This window comes from Flavobacterium sp. P21 (assembly GCF_050632225.1).
Classification (GTDB): Bacteria; Bacteroidota; Bacteroidia; order Flavobacteriales; family Flavobacteriaceae; genus Flavobacterium.
Genome location: NZ_CP192585.1, coordinates 442,430 through 463,005 on the forward strand (window position 1 = coordinate 442,430; position 20,576 = coordinate 463,005).

The 20,576-nt window shown below is 33.7% G+C and carries 22 protein-coding genes and 3 pseudogenes; 9 read left to right on the forward strand and 16 right to left on the reverse strand.

The window, feature by feature from the left end; all coding sequences use genetic code 11:
• Positions 1–144 precede the first annotated feature (144 nt).
• The 5 genes and pseudogenes from ACQ9BO_RS02170 to ACQ9BO_RS02190 all read left to right on the forward strand — a co-directional run bounded on the left by ACQ9BO_RS02170 (position 145) and on the right by ACQ9BO_RS02190 (position 4,647).
• Positions 145–810: an SCO family protein gene (locus ACQ9BO_RS02170; RefSeq protein ID WP_431243463.1), complete on the forward strand. Its 666-nt coding sequence runs from the start codon at positions 145–147 to the stop codon at positions 808–810.
• Positions 811–913: 103 nt separating this feature from the next.
• Positions 914–1,153, forward strand: coding sequence for a FeoA family protein (locus ACQ9BO_RS02175; protein WP_431243464.1), 240 nt, complete (start codon positions 914–916; stop codon positions 1,151–1,153).
• A pseudogene (gene feoB / locus ACQ9BO_RS02180) lies at positions 1,153–3,252 on the forward strand (ferrous iron transport protein B). The gene ACQ9BO_RS02175 and the pseudogene feoB overlap by 1 nt, the downstream one beginning before the upstream one ends.
• A 6-nt stretch (positions 3,253–3,258) precedes the next feature.
• Positions 3,259–3,381 carry a FeoB-associated Cys-rich membrane protein gene (locus ACQ9BO_RS02185; RefSeq protein WP_431243465.1) on the forward strand — a complete coding sequence of 41 codons (123 nt, stop codon included), beginning with the start codon at positions 3,259–3,261 and terminating at the stop codon, positions 3,379–3,381.
• A gap of 342 nt (positions 3,382–3,723) precedes the next feature.
• Positions 3,724–4,647 carry an alpha/beta fold hydrolase gene (locus ACQ9BO_RS02190; protein WP_431243466.1) on the forward strand — a complete coding sequence of 308 codons (924 nt, stop codon included), beginning with the start codon at positions 3,724–3,726 and terminating at the stop codon, positions 4,645–4,647.
• An 89-nt stretch (positions 4,648–4,736) separates the two neighbouring features.
• Here ACQ9BO_RS02190 and ACQ9BO_RS02195 read toward each other — a convergent pair whose 3' ends face one another.
• The 3 genes from ACQ9BO_RS02195 to ACQ9BO_RS02205 form a co-directional block, all read right to left on the reverse strand.
• The gene (locus ACQ9BO_RS02195; RefSeq protein WP_431243467.1) at positions 4,737–5,390 is read right to left on the reverse strand and encodes an HD domain-containing protein; all 654 of its coding nucleotides are present in this window, start codon (positions 5,388–5,390) and stop codon (positions 4,737–4,739) included.
• A gap of 206 nt (positions 5,391–5,596) precedes the next feature.
• Positions 5,597–6,589: an acyl-ACP desaturase gene (locus ACQ9BO_RS02200; RefSeq protein ID WP_431243468.1), complete on the reverse strand. Its 993-nt coding sequence runs from the start codon at positions 6,587–6,589 to the stop codon at positions 5,597–5,599.
• Between the two features lie 54 nt (positions 6,590–6,643).
• The gene (locus tag ACQ9BO_RS02205) at positions 6,644–7,384 is read right to left on the reverse strand and encodes a lysophospholipid acyltransferase family protein (protein WP_431243469.1); all 741 of its coding nucleotides are present in this window, start codon (positions 7,382–7,384) and stop codon (positions 6,644–6,646) included.
• Between the two features lie 125 nt (positions 7,385–7,509).
• Here ACQ9BO_RS02205 and rnpA point away from each other — a divergent pair, with 125 nt between their 5' ends.
• From rnpA to ACQ9BO_RS02220, 3 genes and pseudogenes are all read left to right on the forward strand, one after another.
• Positions 7,510–7,926, forward strand: a complete 417-nt coding sequence (rnpA, locus tag ACQ9BO_RS02210) for a ribonuclease P protein component (RefSeq protein WP_431243470.1) — start codon at positions 7,510–7,512, stop codon at positions 7,924–7,926.
• 102 nt (positions 7,927–8,028) lie between these two features.
• Positions 8,029–9,664, forward strand: a pseudogene (locus ACQ9BO_RS02215) (S41 family peptidase).
• A gap of 7 nt (positions 9,665–9,671) precedes the next feature.
• Positions 9,672–10,475, forward strand: a complete 804-nt coding sequence (locus ACQ9BO_RS02220) for an OmpA family protein (protein ID WP_431243471.1) — start codon at positions 9,672–9,674, stop codon at positions 10,473–10,475.
• Between the two features lie 146 nt (positions 10,476–10,621).
• Here ACQ9BO_RS02220 and ACQ9BO_RS02225 read toward each other — a convergent pair whose 3' ends face one another.
• From ACQ9BO_RS02225 to ACQ9BO_RS02275, 11 genes and pseudogenes are all read right to left on the reverse strand, one after another.
• Positions 10,622–11,068, reverse strand: a complete 447-nt coding sequence (locus tag ACQ9BO_RS02225; protein WP_431243472.1) for a GNAT family N-acetyltransferase — start codon at positions 11,066–11,068, stop codon at positions 10,622–10,624.
• Between the two features lie 250 nt (positions 11,069–11,318).
• Positions 11,319–11,915: a DUF1579 domain-containing protein gene (locus ACQ9BO_RS02230; protein ID WP_431243473.1), complete on the reverse strand. Its 597-nt coding sequence runs from the start codon at positions 11,913–11,915 to the stop codon at positions 11,319–11,321.
• A gap of 195 nt (positions 11,916–12,110) precedes the next feature.
• Positions 12,111–12,705, reverse strand: a pseudogene (locus tag ACQ9BO_RS02235) (DUF4837 family protein).
• A complete protein-coding gene (locus ACQ9BO_RS02240) occupies positions 12,609–13,073 on the reverse strand; it encodes a DUF4837 family protein (protein ID WP_431243474.1) in 465 nt (154 codons plus the stop codon). Before ACQ9BO_RS02240 ends, ACQ9BO_RS02235 begins: the two are co-directional and overlap by 97 nt.
• A 45-nt stretch (positions 13,074–13,118) precedes the next feature.
• The gene (locus ACQ9BO_RS02245; RefSeq protein WP_431243475.1) at positions 13,119–13,445 is read right to left on the reverse strand and encodes a LysM peptidoglycan-binding domain-containing protein; all 327 of its coding nucleotides are present in this window, start codon (positions 13,443–13,445) and stop codon (positions 13,119–13,121) included.
• A gap of 41 nt (positions 13,446–13,486) precedes the next feature.
• Positions 13,487–14,293 carry a LysM peptidoglycan-binding domain-containing protein gene (locus ACQ9BO_RS02250; RefSeq protein ID WP_431243476.1) on the reverse strand — a complete coding sequence of 269 codons (807 nt, stop codon included), beginning with the start codon at positions 14,291–14,293 and terminating at the stop codon, positions 13,487–13,489.
• On the reverse strand, positions 14,286–14,948 hold the full coding sequence (locus ACQ9BO_RS02255) for a transglycosylase SLT domain-containing protein (RefSeq protein WP_431243477.1): 663 nt from the start codon (positions 14,946–14,948) through the stop codon (positions 14,286–14,288). Before ACQ9BO_RS02255 ends, ACQ9BO_RS02250 begins: the two co-directional genes overlap by 8 nt.
• A 110-nt stretch (positions 14,949–15,058) precedes the next feature.
• On the reverse strand, positions 15,059–16,246 hold the full coding sequence (locus tag ACQ9BO_RS02260; RefSeq protein WP_431243478.1) for a phosphoglycerate kinase: 1,188 nt from the start codon (positions 16,244–16,246) through the stop codon (positions 15,059–15,061).
• Between the two features lie 271 nt (positions 16,247–16,517).
• The gene (locus ACQ9BO_RS02265) at positions 16,518–17,021 is read right to left on the reverse strand and encodes a hypothetical protein (RefSeq protein ID WP_431243479.1); all 504 of its coding nucleotides are present in this window, start codon (positions 17,019–17,021) and stop codon (positions 16,518–16,520) included.
• A 10-nt stretch (positions 17,022–17,031) separates the two neighbouring features.
• The gene (locus ACQ9BO_RS02270) at positions 17,032–17,727 is read right to left on the reverse strand and encodes a hypothetical protein (protein ID WP_431243480.1); all 696 of its coding nucleotides are present in this window, start codon (positions 17,725–17,727) and stop codon (positions 17,032–17,034) included.
• An 18-nt stretch (positions 17,728–17,745) separates the two neighbouring features.
• On the reverse strand, positions 17,746–18,210 hold the full coding sequence (locus ACQ9BO_RS02275; RefSeq protein WP_431243481.1) for a protocatechuate 3,4-dioxygenase: 465 nt from the start codon (positions 18,208–18,210) through the stop codon (positions 17,746–17,748).
• On the opposite strand from ACQ9BO_RS02275, the gene ACQ9BO_RS02280 reads away from it, so the two are divergent.
• A complete protein-coding gene (locus ACQ9BO_RS02280) occupies positions 18,180–18,584 on the forward strand; it encodes a hypothetical protein (RefSeq protein WP_431243482.1) in 405 nt (134 codons plus the stop codon). The two genes, ACQ9BO_RS02275 and ACQ9BO_RS02280, sit on opposite strands and share 31 nt — an antisense overlap.
• A 15-nt stretch (positions 18,585–18,599) precedes the next feature.
• Here ACQ9BO_RS02280 and ACQ9BO_RS02285 read toward each other — a convergent pair whose 3' ends face one another.
• Together ACQ9BO_RS02285 and ACQ9BO_RS02290 are read right to left on the reverse strand one after the other, a co-directional pair.
• The gene (locus tag ACQ9BO_RS02285; RefSeq protein WP_431243483.1) at positions 18,600–19,349 is read right to left on the reverse strand and encodes a LytR/AlgR family response regulator transcription factor; all 750 of its coding nucleotides are present in this window, start codon (positions 19,347–19,349) and stop codon (positions 18,600–18,602) included.
• On the reverse strand, positions 19,346–20,470 hold the full coding sequence (locus ACQ9BO_RS02290) for a sensor histidine kinase (RefSeq protein WP_431243484.1): 1,125 nt from the start codon (positions 20,468–20,470) through the stop codon (positions 19,346–19,348). The genes ACQ9BO_RS02285 and ACQ9BO_RS02290 overlap by 4 nt, the downstream gene beginning before the upstream one ends.
• Positions 20,471–20,576: the final 106 nt, after the last annotated feature.

Sequence of the window (20,576 nt, forward strand, 5' to 3'; positions counted from 1 at the left end):
AACTATCATTTTGTTACAAAAAAATTCGATAAAAAAATTCCAACCGAAAAAACAGATTCTAATTTACGTTTGCACTCTGTTAAAAAGCCGTTATAATTAAGACTTTAAAAAGCTGTTTTTGTATTTTTGCGCCAAATTATTTTTATGAAATCGCTTCTTTATAAATACCGCAAATTCTTTATTGTCTTAATTGTATTTTCGGTTGTTACCATATCTCTATTTTATTCGGCGTTAAAACCACAAAAAACACTTCCGATTTACAATCCTTCTGATGTCAATCCAGAATTAGTTGATAGTACGATCCAATATAAAAGCAAATACCACACCATTGCCGATTTTTCATTTGTAAACCAAAATGGAGACACAATCACGCAAAAAAATTACGAAGGAAAAATCTATGTTGCCGATTTCTTCTTCACAACTTGTGGATCTATTTGTCCAAAAATGACAACTAATCTGGAAGATGTTCAAAAAGCAGTTTTGAATAATCCAAAAGTAATGTTGCTTTCGCATACCGTTTTTCCTGAAGTTGACAGTATTCCGGTTTTAAAAGCATATGCAATTAAGCATCATGTTGTGGACAGCAAATGGAATTTGGTTACTGGCGACAAAAAAGAAATTTACACGATGGCAAGAAAATCTTATCTAGCTGTAAAATTAGGCCGTCCAGATCAGCTTTATGATATGGTTCATACAGAGAATTTTGTTTTGGTAGATCAAAAACGACGTGTCCGCGGTTTTTATGACGGAACAAATAAAGAAGAAATCAAACGCCTTTTAGAAGACATCGATTTCTTGTCAAAAGAGTAAAATCCCTTATTTTTAGAAAGATTTAGCATATTCAAGAGTGTTAAATGCCTTGAAATAAAGAATAATTGCCTACTTTTGCAATCTAAATTCAATCTAAATAAGCTTGCAAAATACAATTCACACTCTGAAAAAAGGCGAAAAAGCCATTATCAAAGATTTTGATATCGATCTTGTTCCTCTAAAATTATTAGAAATGGGTTGTTTGCCAGGCGACTTGGTCGAATTAATTCAAATTGCACCTTTTGGAGATCCTTTATACTTAGACATAAACGGTTCGCATGTGGCGATTCGCATTGAAACTGCTCGTGAAATTGAAGTTGAACTTATCAAAAACAATTTGTAATGAGTGTTCAAAATATCAATGTTGCCCTTATTGGGAATCCAAATACAGGAAAGACTTCCGTTTTTAATCAGCTTACAGGTTTAAATCAACAGGTTGGAAATTATCCCGGAATTACAGTGGAGAAAAAATGGGTTTCTGCAAACTTCCCCATAATATCAAAGCCAATATTCTAGACTTGCCAGGAACGTACAGTTTGAACGCAAGTTCAATGGATGAAAGTGTTGTAATTGAACTTTTGCTCAACAAAAACGACAAATTATATCCAGATGTCGCAGTTGTAGTAACTGATGTTGAAAATCTGAAAAGAAATTTACTGATTTACACGCAAATAAAAGATCTTCAAATTCCGACGATTTTAGTCATCAACATGTCTGATCGTATGGAGCGCAAAGGAATCTCGCTTGATATTCCACTTTTGGAAGAAAAACTAAAAACTAAAATTGCATTAGTCAGTTCAAGAAAAGGAATAGGAATTGAAGAATTAAAAGAATTGATTGTTTCTTATAAAACAATTCCACATGAACCTTGCCTAAATGCTTCAGTAATTGACGAGGAATATTTCAAAAAACTGCAACATGCTTTTCCGAATCAATTATTGTATAAATTATGGCTTGTGATTACGCAGGATGTGAATTTTTCAAATTTGGATCGAAATGAAATCAGAAGCACTTTTACAAAATCGCATTCCGAATTAAAGCGCTTGCGGCAAAAGGAAACCATAAAACGTTATCAATTTATAAATGATGTTTTAAAAGAAGGTTTAAAAGTTGATGCCTCGATGGCAAAAGATATTCGTGCAAAACTAGACCGCGTATTGACGCATAAAGTTTGGGGTTATGTTATTTTCTTTGCCATATTATTTTTGATTTTCCAATCGATCTTTAGCTGGTCAACCATTCCAATGGATTTTATTGATAGCACATTTGCTTCACTAAGCGCTTGGACTGCTGAAGAGTTGCCAAGCGGTATTTTGACCGATTTGCTTTCGCAGGGAATTATTCCAGGAATTGGAGGCGTAATTATTTTTATTCCGCAAATTGCCTTTTTGTTTCTCTTTATTTCCATTTTGGAAGAAAGCGGCTATATGAGCCGTGTTGTTTTTCTGATGGATAAAATCATGCGTAAATTTGGTCTTTCGGGAAAAAGTGTTGTGCCTTTAATTTCGGGAACGGCTTGTGCTATTCCGGCAATTATGGCGACTCGAAATATTGAAAACTGGAAAGAACGCCTTATCACGATCTTGGTAACACCACTTACGACATGTTCTGCGAGATTACCGGTCTCATGCCATTATCATTTCATTAGTTATTCCGAGTACACGGGTTTTTGGAATTCTGAATCTTCAAGGATTAACACTGATGTGTCTTTATATTTTAGGATTTGGAACCGCTATTTTATCAGCTTATATTTTAAATAAAGTTTTAAAATTTGAGTCCAAAACCTATTTCGTAGTCGAAATGCCAAGTTATAAGATGCCACTTTTCAAAAATGTCGGAATCAATGTTGTAGAAAAAACCAAAGCTTTTATTGTTGGAGCTGGTAAAATCATCTTGGCAATATCTGTTATTTTATGGTTTTTAGCTTCTTACGGTCCAGGAAAAGATTTCAATGAAGCCGAAACTATCGTTAAAGAAAGATTTTCCGACAAGACATTAACAGAAATTCAATTTGAAAACGAAGTAGCTTCTCAAAAATTAGAAAACTCCTATATCGGATTAATGGGAAGAGCTATTGAACCAGCAATCGAGCCATTAGGCTACGATTGGAAAATCGGAATTGCCTTAATCAGTTCGTTTGCAAGACGTGAAGTTTTTGTTGGAACACTTGCTACAATTTACAGTGTTGGCGATACTGATAACGAATCGACTATAAAAAGCAAAATGCAGGCAGAAATTCGGCCTGAAACCGGACAAAAAGTATTCAATTTTGCGACTGGAGTTTCTTTATTGCTTTTTTACGCTTTTGCAATGCAGTGTGCCAGCACATTAGCAATTACAAAAAAAGAAACCAATTCTTGGAAATGGCCGGCAATGCAACTTGTCTTCATGAGTTCGCTTGCTTATCTATCAGCATTAATTGCATATCAATTCTTAAAATAAAAAATCATGGTTCAGGAAATTATCGCTTTTGCCATACTAGGATTTGCTGTTGCATTTTTAATCAAAAAATTCTTTTGGAAATCTAAAAAGAAAAAGGATTGTGGAGATAGAAACTGTGGTTGCAGTTAAATCAGAAAAATAAAAAGTCTTTTATTGCTATTTTTAAAACTTATAAAGACCTTAACAATCGCTGTTTTAGGATAATTTTATCAAATTAAATCCAGCGAAAATGACAAAATATGAAAGACAAGAAATTATAAGAGACAATAGAGTTGCCCGATTATTATGGTTTTCACTCGGTTTTTTATGCGCGTTTGCCATAATGAGTCTTTTAAAATAAAAAACAGCTTCAAGGGGATCTTGAAGCTGTTTTTTTATGTTCTATTTTGAAAATTTACTTTGTAATGAAAAATAATCATTCGTTTTTTCTTTGCCAGTTTTAATTACATTTATGTTTTCAAAACATATCAAATGAAATCAAAAATTCCTTTTCTGTTTTTAATTATGTTGCTTTTTCTACATAAAGGAATCAGTCAAACGAACGATGTAAAGCAAGAATCAAATAACAACTTCATAACTTCTGATGGGGTTCCGTTATTTTTGAAAGTTTCAGGAAAAGGCGAAGCCTGTATTTTTGTACACGGCGGTCCCGGCGCATGGAGCAAATCTTTTGAAGAATTTGGTGGAAATGTCCTAGAAGACAAACTAAAAATGTGTTATTACGACCAAAGAGGATGCGGTCGATCAGGATCTTCATCTGACAACAATTATAGCATGGATAGAATGATTGATGATATCGAAGAGATTCGCGCGTATCTTAAAACTTCAAAAGTATTTATAATTGGACATTCATTTGGAGGAATTCTGGCCACTAAATATGCCGAAAAATATCCGCAACATGTAAAAGGCCTAATTCTGTTGAATGCCACACTTGACATTAATGATTCACTTTTAAATCAAATTGCTTTTATGGGCAAAACGCTTGGAGAAGATTTTTCGGTAAAAAACAAGGATTCCATATTAAATACCTTTTTTGAAGCCAAAACAAAAATCAAAAAAACTGATTTAGATTATAAAATCTTATCTGATAACAGAACAACTGTCGAAAAACTAGACAGCATCGATAATAGCGAAAAAAGAAATTCATCTTTTGCGCAATATGCGCTAAGCGCACCATTATATTTTAGTGATTTCACAAAAGAAACGGCTACAATCGAAGTTCCAACACTAATAATCTCCGGAACAAAAGACAATAACATTGGCCCGAATCATTATCGTTTGTTTAAATTTCCAAACCAAGAAGTTAAGATTATTAATGGCGGACATATTTTGTATTACGAGGAAAATAAGGAGTTTAAAACCACGATCCAGAAATTCGTCCAGAAAGTCAAATAAGAGATGAAAGAAAAAAGATCAAAGATGAAAAACTGAATCTTAAATTTTGCTGAGACTGTGACTGAAAACTGAGACTGCGACTGAAAACTTTACTTAACTCCCTCCCATTCAGCATAAAACTGAGCAAGAAACTGTTCCATGAAATAATGTCTTTCAGCGACGATTTGTTTTCCTTTTTCGGTATTCATTTTATCTTTCAAAAGCAAAAGCTTCTCGTAAAAGTGATTTATCGTTGGCGCATTGTTCTTTTTGTATTCTTCTTTCGTCATGTTCGTAATAGGAGCAATTTCCGGATCATACAAGGCTCTGTTTTTAAATCCGCCGTAATTAAATGCTCTAGCAACGCCAATTGCACCAATTGCATCCAAACGATCCGCATCTTGAACAATATCCAATTCGACTGAAGAGAATTTCTTTTCAAAATTTCCGCCTTTATACGAGATATTTTCAATGATATCGACTACATGCTGGATAATCTCTTCCGAAACGTTTTCAGCCTCTAAAAACGTTCGTGCTGTTTTTGGTCCGATACTTTCATCTCCATTATGAAACTTGCTGTCGGCAATATCATGAAGCAAAGCTCCTAATTGCACAATTTCAAGATTGCAATCGGTATCTTTTGCAATCAAAAGCGCATTTTTATAAACACGTTCAATATGAAACCAATCATGACCGCCTTCGGCATCATTTAGTTTTTCTTTTACAAAAATGATCGTTTTATTGATTAATTCAGAAGTGTTCATAGTAGAATTTTTACATCTTACGAGCAATTTAATTCACTCGCAGACTTTGGAGATTAAACAAATTTGGCAGATAAACAACTGCTTTTATAAAAAATGTTGATTGCCAAAAAGCTGGTAAAGCTATGACAATCAACATAAAAATATTTCTTTATTTAGAATTGCAACTTTGTTGCGTATTCAAAATTTCAAGCTATAATTTTCAAAAATTACAATCTTGCAGGCTCAACCCATTTAAAAATATGAGACTCTGCAGGAATAACTAATCTTTCAGAAATTCTCGCCATACGCGCTGGCAATTTCATTAAATAGTCACGAGCTTTTTCAGCTTCGTCAGTTAAATTCGAAATTTTATCAATTTCCCATTTGTTCATCAATTTCTGCATGATATCAACATAATCGTTAGCCGTATAAACTCCGATACGTTGAGCTGAATCTGAGAATTGCTCAAAAGCAGAACTGATTTTTTGCCCAGATTCTCTCAAAAAGTGAGCCGGCATAACAATTTTTTGCTTCATCATGTATTGAAAAGCCAACATCATTTCGCTTGGATCCACTTGAAAAATTCTCGTTACGAATTCGCTATATGCATGGTGGTGACGCATTTCGTCTCCTGCAATCATTTTACACATTTTAGACAACTTGTTATCGCCAAATTTCTTTGCAATTTGCGAAACTCTATTGTGTGAAACATAAGTTGCTAATTCCTGAAAACTGGTATATACAAAGTTTTTGTATGGGTCAGTTCCAGTTCCAATATCAAAACCGTCGTTGATCAAATGCTGTGTTGTCATTTCGATTTCACGCATATTCACACGGCCAGACAAATACAAGTATTTATTTAATAGATCTCCGTGGCGGTTTTCCTCACCAGTCCATTGCCTGATCCATTTTGACCAGCCGTTTCCGCCGTTTTCTACTTGATCTACACCTTCTACATCCATTAACCAAGATTCATATGTAGGCAAAGCTTCTTCAGTGATCGTGTCACCAACAAGCGTAACCCAAAAATCATATGGAAGTTCTTTCGCAATTTCACGCAACTCTTTTACCTCCTCAAAGAAATTTTCTCCTTCAGAATTAGGCAAAAAGTCTGACGGTCGCCAAATTTTTTCCACTGGAATTAAATACTGTTCAACGAAGCTATCCACGTTTTTTTCCAAAAACTGCATTACTTCTAATCTAATGTTTTTTATAGACATTACTTATTTTTGATTTGGGATTTAAGTTTCAGCATTTTCGCTGAAAACAAAAATCTATTTATACTCGTTTACTCCTTCTACTACAGCTTTTTCTGTTAAAACCATCAATTCTGCAAAATCATAATCTTTTACAGCCATTGCTTTGTGTGCAGTAAAAGTCAAATGATTTCCTAAACCAACAGGAAACATTCCGTAACGAACCATTTTCCAAGAATTGTTGATGCTAACCGGAACAACATACGCAGATGGCGAATATTTGCATAAGATTTTTAAACCGCTTTGCGCAAATTCTTTAGGTTTTCCTGTTTTACTGCGTGTTCCTTCTGGAAAAATCACAGCAGATCTGGTATTTTTTTCGATATATTCAGACAAGCCTTTAATTACGGGAATTGCTTGTTTAGGGTCTTTTCGGTCAATAAGTACTGATCCTCCGTATTTCAAATTGAAAGAAACACTTGGGATTCCGCTTCCTAACTCTTTCTTACTTACAAATTTACAATGAAAACGTCTAAAGTACCAAATCATTGTAACGATATCGTACATACTTTGGTGATTGGCAACAAAAATGATTGGAACTCCCGTCGGAATATCCTCTACTCCTGAAACTTTATACGTTGTTCCAACAAGATTGGTACATCTTAAAAGACATAAATTCAAATAATCGACACTTTTTTTGTGTGCTTGATATCCAAAAACATTTAAGCAAATCCATTGTATTGGATGAAAAATCACCAAACACAATCCAAAACATAAGTAGTAAATAACAGATATTGGGTACGAAATTATCTTTTGCATGCCTGAAAAATTAATTGCCAAAAGTAGTAAATATATTTTTAGCCTTATAAAAATTGAAAACAATAACTGTTTTTCTCGTTTAATTGTACCTTTGCCTCAGAATTTGCAAATTTTTTCTGAACTAAATGAGCTTTACATACCCTAAAAATGAACGCTTAAAAAGCAAAACGACAATTGGATTACTATTTTCTGAAGGAAAATCGGTATCGAAATATCCTTTGCGTTTGGTTTACCGTCAAGCGGAAGAAAATTCAGAAGAAAAAATAAAACTTGGCGTTTCAGTTTCCAAGAAATATTTCAAAAAAGCCGTTGATCGAAATTATTTCAAAAGAGTTCTTAGGGAAACGTATCGATTAAACAAACATTTGCTTTTGGAAAACTTGAATGAGCCCTATTCTATCATGTTTTTTTATCAGACAAAAGACAAATTATCATACCAAGAAATCAATACCAAAACGATTCAGTTGTTTGAGAAATTTTTACAGCAAGTCAATAAAACTCCATATTCTGAAAACAAACCTGAATCAGAGAATCCCTTATAATCAATCAGTTTGAAATAGAACTTTGAGATTAGTCTGTCCGAATAATCGTAATTGATGATTTATTCTTATTTTAGTACCTTATAATTAAGATAATTCACGATTATGTATCCATATTTCAAAAAGAGATTCATTATACCGGCCGTTGCGTCAGGATTATTGTTTGTTGGCGCCAGTTTCAAAGAAGACTTTTTGAAATTGCCAAACAAATCGAAATTTTTACGACTTTATTCAAAGCAGTAAACACAAATTATGTAGACGAAACCAATCCTGGCGATTTGATGGACAAAGCCATTAAAAGCATGCTTGGAAGTTTGGATCCATACACCGTTTACTTCAACGAACAAGATGTTGTAAATTTCAAAATCAACAATACAGGTGAATACACTGGAATTGGTGCTTTGATTGCAAGAAAAAAGATCGCTTAATTGTTCGCGAACCTTACAAAGGTTATCCAGCCGATAAAGCCGGACTAAAAGCGGGCGATGAAATCATTCAGATTGGCGATGTTTTGATTGCCGATTATAAAGATGACGCTTCACAATTGATGAAGGGAACAAAAAACACCAAAATTCAGATCAAATACATTCGTCAAGGAAAAACCAATTCTACAGAATTAGTTTTAGACGAAGTTGATATCAAATCGGTTCCATTTTATGGAAAAATTGACGATAAGACCGGTTATATCGTTCTTTCACACTTTAGCAGAAAAGCATCGCCGAAGTCAAAGACGCTCTTGAAAAATTAAAAGCCGACGGAGCGACCCAAATTGTATTGGACTTAAGAGGAAATCCAGGCGGACTTTTAAATGAAGCGATTGATATCTGTAATTTATTTGTTCCGAAAAATGAAGTGATTGTAACGACTAAATCGCGAATCGAAAAACACAACAATACTTATAAAACGACCAAAGAACCTGTTGATACCGAAATTCCGCTTGCTATTTTAGTAAATGGACGAAGCGCATCTGCATCTGAAATTGTTTCTGGTGCTTTGCAGGATTTGGATCGTGCGGTTATTTTAGGAAGCAGAAGTTTCGGAAAAGGCTTGGTACAACGTTCAGTGGATTTAACTTACGGAACTCAACTAAAAGTTACCATTTCACGCTATTACACTCCATCTGGACGTTGCATTCAGGCGCTTGATTACGCACATAAAGACAAAAATGGTGTTGCTCAAAAAACAGAAGCAAAAAACTTCAATGCATTTAAAACCAGAAAAGGAAGAACTGTTTATGATGGCGGTGGCGTTTTACCAGATATTGAATTGGATGAAACCAAAATGAGTCCGATTACAACTGCCTTATTAAAAAATGATGGGATTTTTGATTATGCCACAACGTATTATTACAAAAACCCAAATCTAGGAGATAAAATACCTGTTTTGACTGATGCTGATTACACCACATTCAAACAATATTTGAAAACCAATAAAATCAGTTTTGATACTGAAACCGAAGTTGCGCTAAAAAACACTTTGGTTCGCGACCAAAAATGAAAAAATAGAAGAAACAATTGCCCCAGAATATCAACAATTATTAGCCGCTTTAGAAAAAAGCGAGACCACTCTGCTGGACAAAAATCAAAAAGAAATTAGAGGCTTGATTCAGGAAGAGCTTATCAAAAGGTACCAATATCAAGAAGGTTTGTATCAATTTTATCTTAAAAACAATTCAGAAATTAAAAAAGCGGTGAGCGTTTTAAATAATCAAACTGAGTATAAAACGATTTTAAAAATGTAAAAATGAAATGAAACTTTGTTTAGCCCTATTTCTGTTTATTATTTACAATTTATCGGCACAGCAAAAACCTATCGAAACCATTTATTTTGAGTTTGACAAATATGATCTAACTCCTCTACAAACCGAAGTTGTGACCAATTTCATTAAAAGTATTGATACGGCAAAAGTCGAATCAATCCAAATTTACGGATACTGCGATGATCGCGGTAACGACGAATATAATTATAGATTATCGAGCAATCGTGCCAATACGATTCAGAATTTATTGATTGCCACAGGATTCAATCAAAGCAAAATTGTCATTCTAGAAGGAAAAGGCCGAATTGTTGTCCGGCCTGATACTGTTGAGAACCTGCACGAAACGCGTTCCCGGAATCGGCGGGTTGATTTGATCGTAGTAAAACGAAATAGTTTTGGAAAAGGAGTTTATACTTCTTTCAAAGACAATCTGAAAGTCGGTGACAAAATATACTTAGAAAGCATTTTGTTTGATATTGGAAGTTCAAAATTAACCTCATCTTCTCAAAAAGAACTCGACAAAATTGCCGAAAAACTTCAAAAACAAAGAAATCTTCAATTTGAAATAAGAGGCCATGTTTGCTGTACTCCCGAAATATACAGCGACGGAATTGACAAAGCTACTAATGAAAGAAGACTTTCATGGAATCGTGCCAAAACCGTCTTCAATTATCTAAGCTCTAAAAAAGTTTCTAAAAACAGAATGACCTATCAAGGTTGTGGCAATAAATATCCATTAGGAAAAGGAGATAAATACGACCGCAGAGTAGAATTTTTAATTACTAAGATTTAAAAAATTCAATTCAATTAAACTAAAAAAGTTTTTTTTAGTCTTAAAGTTATACTTTAAGAAAAGCTATTATTAAATTGTATTTAAGATAATTACTAAAAAATTTAAAGTTCAACTTGTTTAATGCAACAATTTTGCGTTATTGCTTTTCAACCTCGAATCATCTCAATATGCTCGATATCATCTTCCAAATACATTTCGCTGGTTTGCACAAAACCGTGGCTTTCGTAGAATTTCTTTAGATACAATTGCGCGCCAATTGTAATTTTATCTTTACCGAAATTAGACTTTATTTCAGCAATAGCTTTTCGCATTAAATCGTGTCCGAATTTTTTATCTCTATAATTAGCATCGACAATTACTCTTCCGATAGAAGCATTATCAAAACTTATTCCGGCATCGAATAAACGAGAATAAGCGACAATTTTGCCATCAAGCTCACCCATTAAGTGCAATGCTTTTTTGTCCTTGCCGTCAAGGTCCAAATACACGCAATTTTGCTCCACTACAAAGATCTCGCTTCTCAATTGAAGCAAATCGTATAGTTCGTTAACCGTTAATGCCTCAAAAGGCTTTATTTTCCATTTTAGTTCCATTCTGCTAAAGTTTTGCCACAAAGGCACAAAGTCGCAAAGTTAGCTTTATATTTTTTGCTTATAATATTGATTTCAATAAAAAACCCGATTACAAATTGGAATCGGGCAATTTACTTTATAGAAATTCCAGTTTTAACCTTTCACACGATCAGGAAAAACTTTGTCACTTTGTTACTCTGTACCTTTGTAACTTTTTAAAACTACTTCTTCTTCGAAATAATTTCCATGCTTTTATATTCGGCACCGTTTTTCATATCATACATTTCGAATTTTCTAGTAGTCGGATCCACAATCGTATAAACTTCACGATAAGGCGTTTTTTCCCTTTTACTGGATCTACAGTTTCTCCTTTTAATTCGATTGTTTTTGTGCTTTCATCATATTTACCATAGGCTACCATCATTCCGGTTCCCATATTATCAATAAAAGTATTCGTAAATTCTTTAGTGGCATTATTATACGCTAACGTCCCTTTTCCTTCAAAAGGAGCTCCCATAATAGTCCCTTTATAATCGGTTTCTTGATAACGCCCTCCCAAAAGCATTTTTACGGTTGCTATTGAAGTTGCTTTTTCGGGTTTACCGTTTGGTTCATACCAAAAAGTCATGTCGCAAGTCCACGTTCCAACTTCATCAGCCATTATTTTATGTGGCCCGCCCGGAGTTGCATATGTCTGCCAAGCCTTTGTTGCAGTTGCAGAATCTACCGGTGCTTCAGTTTCGGCAACTGGTTCTTCGGTTTTAATGCTATCTAAATCTTTTGTTTCAACAGTTTCGGTTTTGACTTCTTTTTTACAAGAAATAAAACTCAACAACAATACTACTAATATTCCGGTTACATTTTTCATAAGTATTTGTTTTTATGTTTGTTACAAACAAATTTAATGAAAAAATATTTAGTTTCAGGTTTCAAGTTTCAGGTTTCAGATTCTATACGTAATTTGAAACTTATGCATCTGTAAGTCGCCTGAATGGAGTCGAAAGGGCTTCGACTCCGCTCAGCCTGACATTGCTAAGAGATCTTGAAACTTGAAACAAAAAATCTATTTCTTATCAATCTTAACTGATTTTATGATTGCTTCAAGATCGAGCATTAAATCGCGTTCTTGATTCGAGGGTGAATAGCAAAAACCTTCAATCACTAAAATTCGATTATACTTTTCGTCTACAATTGCATAGTTGATGAAGGGTCCAGCCATAAAATCATTTCTCATTTCCCAAGTACCTTTTGTTTCATACGCCTTTTTGCCATCTAATTCCATTGTGGTAAAATAAGGTGCATATGCTTCCCCTGTTATCATTCGGGTTTTAGGTTCTCTACCCTTAATGTATGTGCCAACAGAATCTCTCATTTTGATAATATCGGCGACAACATTTGATTTTTTAAAAGAATGAAGCGGGATCTGGTAAATCAGCAAACTAGTATTGCCGCTTATAATATTTTTTTAGCCAAATAAAATTCTTTTTATGAAGCATGTATTCATAACCAATAGGAATTTCTAGCGTTGCATGAAACTTGTTTTTGATAATGGTCTGATTCATTAAGGATTTTCTGTTATCCTCTTGGATTTTTTGAATTTCAGCTTCATGAATAATTTTAACCATTTGAGCCGAATTGAGTTCAATACTGCAAATGATATCATCAACAGATTTTCCGTAAATGCGAAAAGTGTTGTGAGGAAGTTTTTGCTTCTGATAATTTCAAACTTATCAGTTGCCGCTTTTTTCACAACAATTATGCTTCTGCTGTCCGTAACAAAACCTTCAAGCAAACGAGCAGGATATTGATTGATTGTAAAAAGCGGTTCTTCTTGGGTCAGTCCCCAAACTGGCGAAGCAAATTTATTTCTGATCGTATCGCCAACCTCTCCGTACCACAACTGATCGTCGATGATAACAGAAATCGTGTTGGCTTTACCTGAAACAGGTTGAGTCTGTTTGTCTGTTTTTAGGCATGAAACCAATAAAAACGGAACTATTAGAAATAAAAAAAGGGTTTTATTCATTTTTTTAATTTATGAAATAAAACCCAAATTTAGATGATTTTTTTATTATCCGTTTATTTTGAGTTTCATTCCCGGTTTAATATCTCCATCTTTAATACCATTCCATTTTTTAATATCTGAAATTGTAACTCCAGGATATTTTTTAGAAATGCTATAAAGAGAATCTCCTTTTTTCACGTAATAATCTTCGCTAACTTTTTTAGAAACAGCACCTTTCTTGAACGAATCAACAGATGCATTCGAAGCAATTGCTGTATTTACGTTTGCAGTTTCTTCAATTACTGGAACTTCTTTAGAAATCACTAATGTTTTTCCGATACCAATATTGTTTGAAGTAAGACCATTAAGTTCTTTTAACTCCGCAATAGTCATACCGAATTTTTTTGCAACGCTTCCTAAATTATCGCCAGCGGCTACAACATATTCTTTTGGCTGATCAGCATTCTTGTCTTTATCATCTGCAGAAGCAATTGCTTCTTCTGATTTTTCTCTACAGCTGGAAGCGCTTTTGCATCTTTTGAAATTTTAGAAGCATCAACATCCGACTTGATTTTTAAAGTTCTGCCTAATGCAACATTATTTGATTTTAAGTTATTCCATTTCTTTAAATCTGTAATATTTACATCGTATTTTTCTGCAATTGCACCAAGATTATCGCCTTTTTGAACTTCATACATTTGGAAATCCGAATTGATCTTCTCTGGTTGCAGTTTTACTTTAGGCGCAACTTTTATAGCCAACTTTGCCGGTAATGTGCGAATTGTTGACATATGATCAACATAGGCATAAATCTGTTTTTCATTTGAAACAAAAGTGGCGATTTTATCTTTCGGCAAACGCAGACAATGCTGTTCTCCTTGATAATAAGGCACCACATTCAATTTATAAGAAGGATTCAAAAGCTGAATTTGAGATTGAGGCATATCAAGCAAATCGGCGATTTGTTTGAATGTCATTTCTTTTTTAATGTTTAAGGTATCTGTTTCAAAGTTTTTGACAACAGCTCTTTCTGGGTTGATTCCGTGTTCTTTATGGTATTCAAAAAGGTACATTGTAGCATAAAAAGCAGGCACATAGCCTTGAGTCTCTTTTGGAAGATTACTACGAATGTCCCAGTATTTTGATTGTCCGCCAGAACGACGAATCGCTTTTGTAACATTTCCAGGTCCTGAATTGTAAGAGGCCAAAACAAGTTCCCAGTCACCAAAGACTTCAAACATTTTGGTCATGTATTCGCTTGCTTGCGACTGTAGCTTTCATTGGATCGCCGCGCTCATCAATATAAGAATCGATTTTTAAAGCATATTGTTTTCCAGTTCCGTACATGAACTGCCAAAGTCCTGTAGCGCCCATTTTAGAAACTGCTTTAGGATTTAAAGCAGATTCTACAACGGCTAAATATTTGATTTCTAAAGGAACATTGTTCTTTGCAAATGATTCCTCAAAAATTGGGAAGTAATATTCGGATAAAGCCATTAATCGAGAAAACGATTTTTTACGATTCTTGAGAAATGACTTTATTAAGTTTTCTAAACCTTGATTGTATTCAATATGAAATGGTGATTTTTCATTCATTGCCTGCAGTCGCTGTTTCAGCAAATCTGTAGGCAACTCTTCATCAACAGTAACATCTGAATTGATAGTTTGAATATCTTTCGTTAAATCATCATAAATATCTAAACTTGTCAATTCTTTCATCCAAAGACTGTCTGCTTTTGCGACCATGTCATTTTGCTTGAATGTGCTTTTAACCGAATCTAAGTATGATAATTTTACTTCAGGCTTGATTTCAACTTCCGAAGACGCGCTTTGTTGCGCAAACATTGTCATTGAAAAGAGAGCTGTAGCTACTATTGATATTTTCCTTACAATCATATAACATTTTTTTAAAATCTTATAAATCAAATATTTATAAGACATGTATTTTTGCAAAACTAAAAAGTTTAGTGTTTAAAAATACGCAAAAAAATGTTAATTGTGATATTTTAGTCTAAAATTGCGGCAATTCCAGGTAAAACTTTGCCCTCAAGCATCTCTAGCATTGCTCCTCCTCCAGTTGAAACGTAACTCATTTTGTCTTCTAGACCAAATTGTTTTACTGCGGCAACTGAATCTCCACCACCAACAAGTGAAAATGCACCATTTTTAGTAGATTCAGCAATGAAATCACCTAAAGCAATAGTTCCTTTTGAGAAAGTTTCCATTTCAAAAACTCCTAATGGACCATTCCATAAAATTGTTTTAGAATCTAAAATTACTTTTTTGAAGTTCTCCAAAGATTTTGGACCAGCATCAAGACCTTGCCATCCGTCTGGGATTGCAGTTACATCAACAACTTGTGTATTTGCGCTGTTTGAGAAATCATCTGCGGCAACTACATCAACTGGAATGTGAACTTGAACACCTTTTTCTTTAGTCGCTTTCAAAATATCAAGAGCTAATTGCAATTTATCATCTTCACAGATTGATTCTCCGATTTTTCCACCTTGTGCTTTAATGAAAGTAAAAGTCATACCTCCACCAATAATCATATGATCAACTTTGTCTAAAATGTTTTCGATAACGGTGATTTTTGAAGAAACTTTAGAACCTCCAAGAACTGCAGTAACTGGTTTTTCACTGTTTTTCAATACTTTATTTAAACTATCGATTTCTTTTGCCAATAATGTTCCGAAACATTTGTCATTTGGGAAAAACTGAGCAATAATTGTAGTCGAAGCGTGTGCTCTGTGAGCCGTTCCAAAAGCATCGTTCACGTAGATATCTCCAAGCGAAGCCAATTCTTTAGCGAAAGCAACATCTCCAGCTTCTTCTTCAGCGTGAAAACGTAAATTTTCCAATAATAAAACTTCTCCTGGTTTTAAAGCTTCCGCCGCATTCTGAGCCACTTCTCCAACACAGTTTTCAGCAAATTTTACTTGAACTCCTAAAATTTCAGAAGCTGTTTTTAAAATATGTTTTAATGAATATTTTTCTTCAGCACCTTTTGGTCTTCCTAAGTGCGACATCAAAATCACACTTCCACCTTGTGCCAAAATAGCATCAATTGTAGGTTTAGCCGCTTCAATACGTGTTGCATCAGTTACATTGAAATTTTCATCTAAAGGGACATTAAAATCAACACGAATAATTGCTTTTTTATTTTTAAAATCGAAATCGTTTAAAGTTTTCATTTTTATTATTTTTTAGGTTTTTTTTCGAAAGAACAACAAATATAGGACTTTTACAGTACTAATAAATTCGGATAAACCAAAAAATCGATAATTAAAAGAACGAAAACGTTATAATTTCACAAATAAATTGGTTTATTAAATATTAAACACAATTTTAAATACAAATTTCACATCTTCTTAATCATAAAAAAACCTTTCCTGTCTTGCAGACCGACAGAAAAGGTAAAAAATGAAACGAATAATCTCTGTTTTTTTTCGAAACTAAAGCTCACTAATTATTTTTTATATAACATATCGATAAATTCTTCTGAACTGGAAACATAATGGTTTCATATTCATTTACATCATCGCTATTTAGCGATATCAGATAATTTCCTTCGACAATTCCGAAATACGACAACAAAGGCGAATAAAATGTAATTCCGATTTTGTGTTTTGATGCATCTGTACGATCTGTATTTATAATATCAAGCTGATAATTAATAAACGCAAAATAATTATTCCCCAAAATATCAGCAACGCGATGAAATTTTCCTTTCAATTGCTCCACATAACCGCTTGCCGCAATTCCTACTAGGAAATGCAATTTCTCAGCTTTTTCATTTTCTGCCAATAATTCTCGGAAAGTATTTTTCGGATTTGTTTCCGAATTAAATTGTTGACTTTGCATTTGATATTCTTTGAAAGTATCTTCAAAAACATATTTGTCCCACAAAAAATTCGAAGAACTATCAATTACAATTCGGTACGCCAATTTTATCTTTTTAATTTCCATTTTCTCAATTTTAAAGGTCCAGAGGCACCTCAATCACAAGCAGAATCGCATTTTCAGACAAAGCTTCCCATTCGATGGTTGAAATTCTTTTTATTCCTAAACCGTCTTTCGCTTCCAATAATCTGTTTTCAATTTCAAAGGCTCCATTTATAACAAAAATAAAAGCACCATTTTCTGTATTCTTTAAAGCATAAAAACCTTCTTTTCTGCCGTCATAAATTCCAATGAAACCAATGGCTCTTTCAATTTCGAATAAATTATTTAACTTATTATGTGCTTTAAAATCAAATTTATATTGCTGAAAATAGTTTTTGAAGTATTGCGGTCCCATTTGAAAATCGATTTCAAGATAACTTACGTTTTCCTCGTCGTATGGATTAAAAATTTCAATTTCTAAATCATCATCAGCCGCAATAACCCGAATTTGATCGACACGCAAAAACTCCTCATTACCAATAGTATCCTTGTACTCAATTCCGCCAAATAATGGCAAAATGATCACATTTGCATTCGAAGTGATAAATCGAGAAATGCGCTGTTGGGGAGCAAGTATTACCTCATTTAAAATTTTCAAAGATCCAAAGCCTTTTCTGGATATATCTTGGTAACGTTCAAAATTAAAAGTCGCGTAACGATTGTGTTTCGCCGAATTGAAAACACCACGCGCATCTGACTTATAAATTTGAGCTGGAATTTGTGTTATCATTTTTATTCGTTTTAAAAACTATCCTGCAACGTTTATAGTGTGCGTTAAGACAAAACCTTCGCTTACACTTCCAGTTATAGTTGACATTTCTTTTGCAGTAGAATCTGAAAATACATTATCAGACGCATTATAGGTATAACCCGTCAATCCTTTTGTATAGCCATTTGCAGATGATGCGTTTACCAGCGCGACCGCACTGTTTGAACCTTCTGGAAAAGCAATTTGAGTTACCAATAAAGATGTTCCGCTGGCGTTGTAAATGTGCACGTGAATATGTGTTGCTCTTCCTGAATACCAGCCTGGAAAAATAGAGGTAAATGTCACTAATCCGTTTTCGTCTGTGGTTTGTCTTCCTCTTAAAAAGTGAACTGAAGTATAATTTACAGACTGCATGGAAGTTCCGCCATATTCAGAATAATATCCATCTTTGTCGCAATGCCAAATATCTACAATTGCATTTTTTAGAAGTAGCGCAACTTGCATTTGTATTCTTGATCGTGATTTTGATTGTAAATGCAACACCAGTTCGATCCATTGTAATATTAGATTTTACTAAAGACGAAGGCGTAATAGTTGGAAATGGTCCAGCAGTTTCAGATGGAGTTACAGAACAATCACCTGAAGATGATCCCGAACCAGAAGATGAATCTGTATTAGTTGAAGAATCAGACGAAACATCATCTTTACTACACGAGTTAATGATTGGAATTGCCAAAGATGAAATTCCCATTAAACCCAAACCTCTTAAAAACTCTTTTCTTTTCATTGCTTTTATTTTTAAATGTTATACCAATGGAATGATTAACAGTTATTTTCGAGTAAAATTATTCGAAATTAAAGTGTTGGAAAAAGTTTGAGGTAAACGATAAAATTTATGAGGTAAACAGCGAATTTTTTATTTTTTGTAGTAAAAATAAGTCGGATAAACTTTCTTTATTTCTTGTCCAAAAGTGCAAAAAAGCTTCTTCATAACTGGCACTGATAGGTATTTCGGCAGTATCTATAAAAATTACTTTGTTTCTGATCTTTTCAACTTTAGAAATCGGAATGATAAAAGAACGATGAACTCTAATAAATTCTGTTTCTGGTAATTTTTGAAGCATCAATTTGAGCGTCATTCTAGCCACGACGGTTTTTTGATTTTGAATGTGAATTTTAACGTAATCGTCTAAACCTTCGATATACAAAATATCCGAAAACAAGATTTTTATCAAACTGTAATCGGCACGGATAAAAAGATATTGTTGTTCAATGTTTTGATTTTGCAGTTTCCATTGCGAAAAAGCTTTTTCGGCGACTTGCTGAAAACGAGAAAGCGAAATAGGTTTTAAAAGATAATCGGTCGCTCTGAGTGTAAAACCTTCAACAGCAAATTCAGAATAAGCAGTGGTAAAAATTACCATTGTTTTGTTTGGGAGCTTTTTGTAAAAATCCAAACCAGAAATCGACGGCATATTGATATCCAAAAACAACAAATCAACTGGGTATTTCTTAAGATATTTAAGCGCTTCGTCCGATTTCGTAAAAACCTTTTCCAGTTCTATGTAATCAATAGTATCACATAAACTCTGAAGAATTTCTAATGCCAATGGCTCGTCATCTAATGCAATTGCTTTAATCATCCTAGTTTAATAGATAAATTGACAACATACTTTTCAAGCGTATCTTCTATTTTGAGCTGATGTTTGTTTGGATAAACCAATTTTAGCCTTTCGATAGTATTCTGAAGTCCGATTCCGGATTCTGATTGAACTGAAAAAGTCTTTTTATTAGAAACAAATAACGTCAGCTGTTCTTCGATAATATCTATACGAATACAAATTTCAGAAGTTTGATCTGGATTTACACCATATTTGAATGCATTTTCGATAAAAGATATTAGAATAAGCGGTGTGATTTGTTTTCCGAAAGTATTTCCATCAACTTTATAATCGACTAAAACGGTATTTCCTAATCGTGTTTTTTGCAAAGAGATAAAGTTATTGATGTAGTTTATTTCTTTGGTCAAATCAATCACTTCATCATTTGAATTCGTCATGATGTAACGCATTAATTCTGAAAGTTGCACAACGGCATCGGGCGTTTTATCATCTTTTTTAAAGCCAAAGCATAAATGCTGTTCAAAGTATTGAATAAAAAATGAGGATTGATTTGTGCTTTCAAGAAAGCCAACTCTGATTTCACTTTTTCCTTTTCCACATGCTCGCAATCTTCCGCTTATGGCAAAAAGCAAACTAGATATTACTCCGATTAAATAAACGAGAGCAGTATGTCCATATTGCGTTGGCGGGCCACCTACGAAATCAAAAGGCATTTCTTTAACCATTGAAGGGGGCGGAGGAAATTTCTCTGGAAACAAACCAGGATTATGCTCAAAATGTTCTGGAGGATTTCTAAAATCTAAAAAATTTCGGGCAGGATGATCTAAAGTGGTTGATATCCAAAGAAAAAACAAAAGAAATCCGATGATGATGGAATAGTATATGAACTTCTTTTCGGAAAAATAGAATTTCGGAATTAAAAAGTAGAAGTTAAAATAGAAAAAACAAAGTAGCGTAAAATAGATGAAAAAGTAAATACGATCGTGCGCATTTGTGTATAAATGCGGCAACGAGAAAATGGTATTTGTCGATGTAAAGGCATACGGCAAAAAAGAAAAGCGAGGCACAAAACAATGTGTTTCGCGTAAAGTGAAAATTTTGCTTTCATAAATCAAATCTGATTTATCATTTTGACGATTCAAACTGATAAATCAAATTTAATGTTATTGAAAGTTTATTTCAAATTATTGCGGTAAAAACACATAATGTTGCGACTCGCTTTGTAATAATGGCTTATTTCGCCTAAGA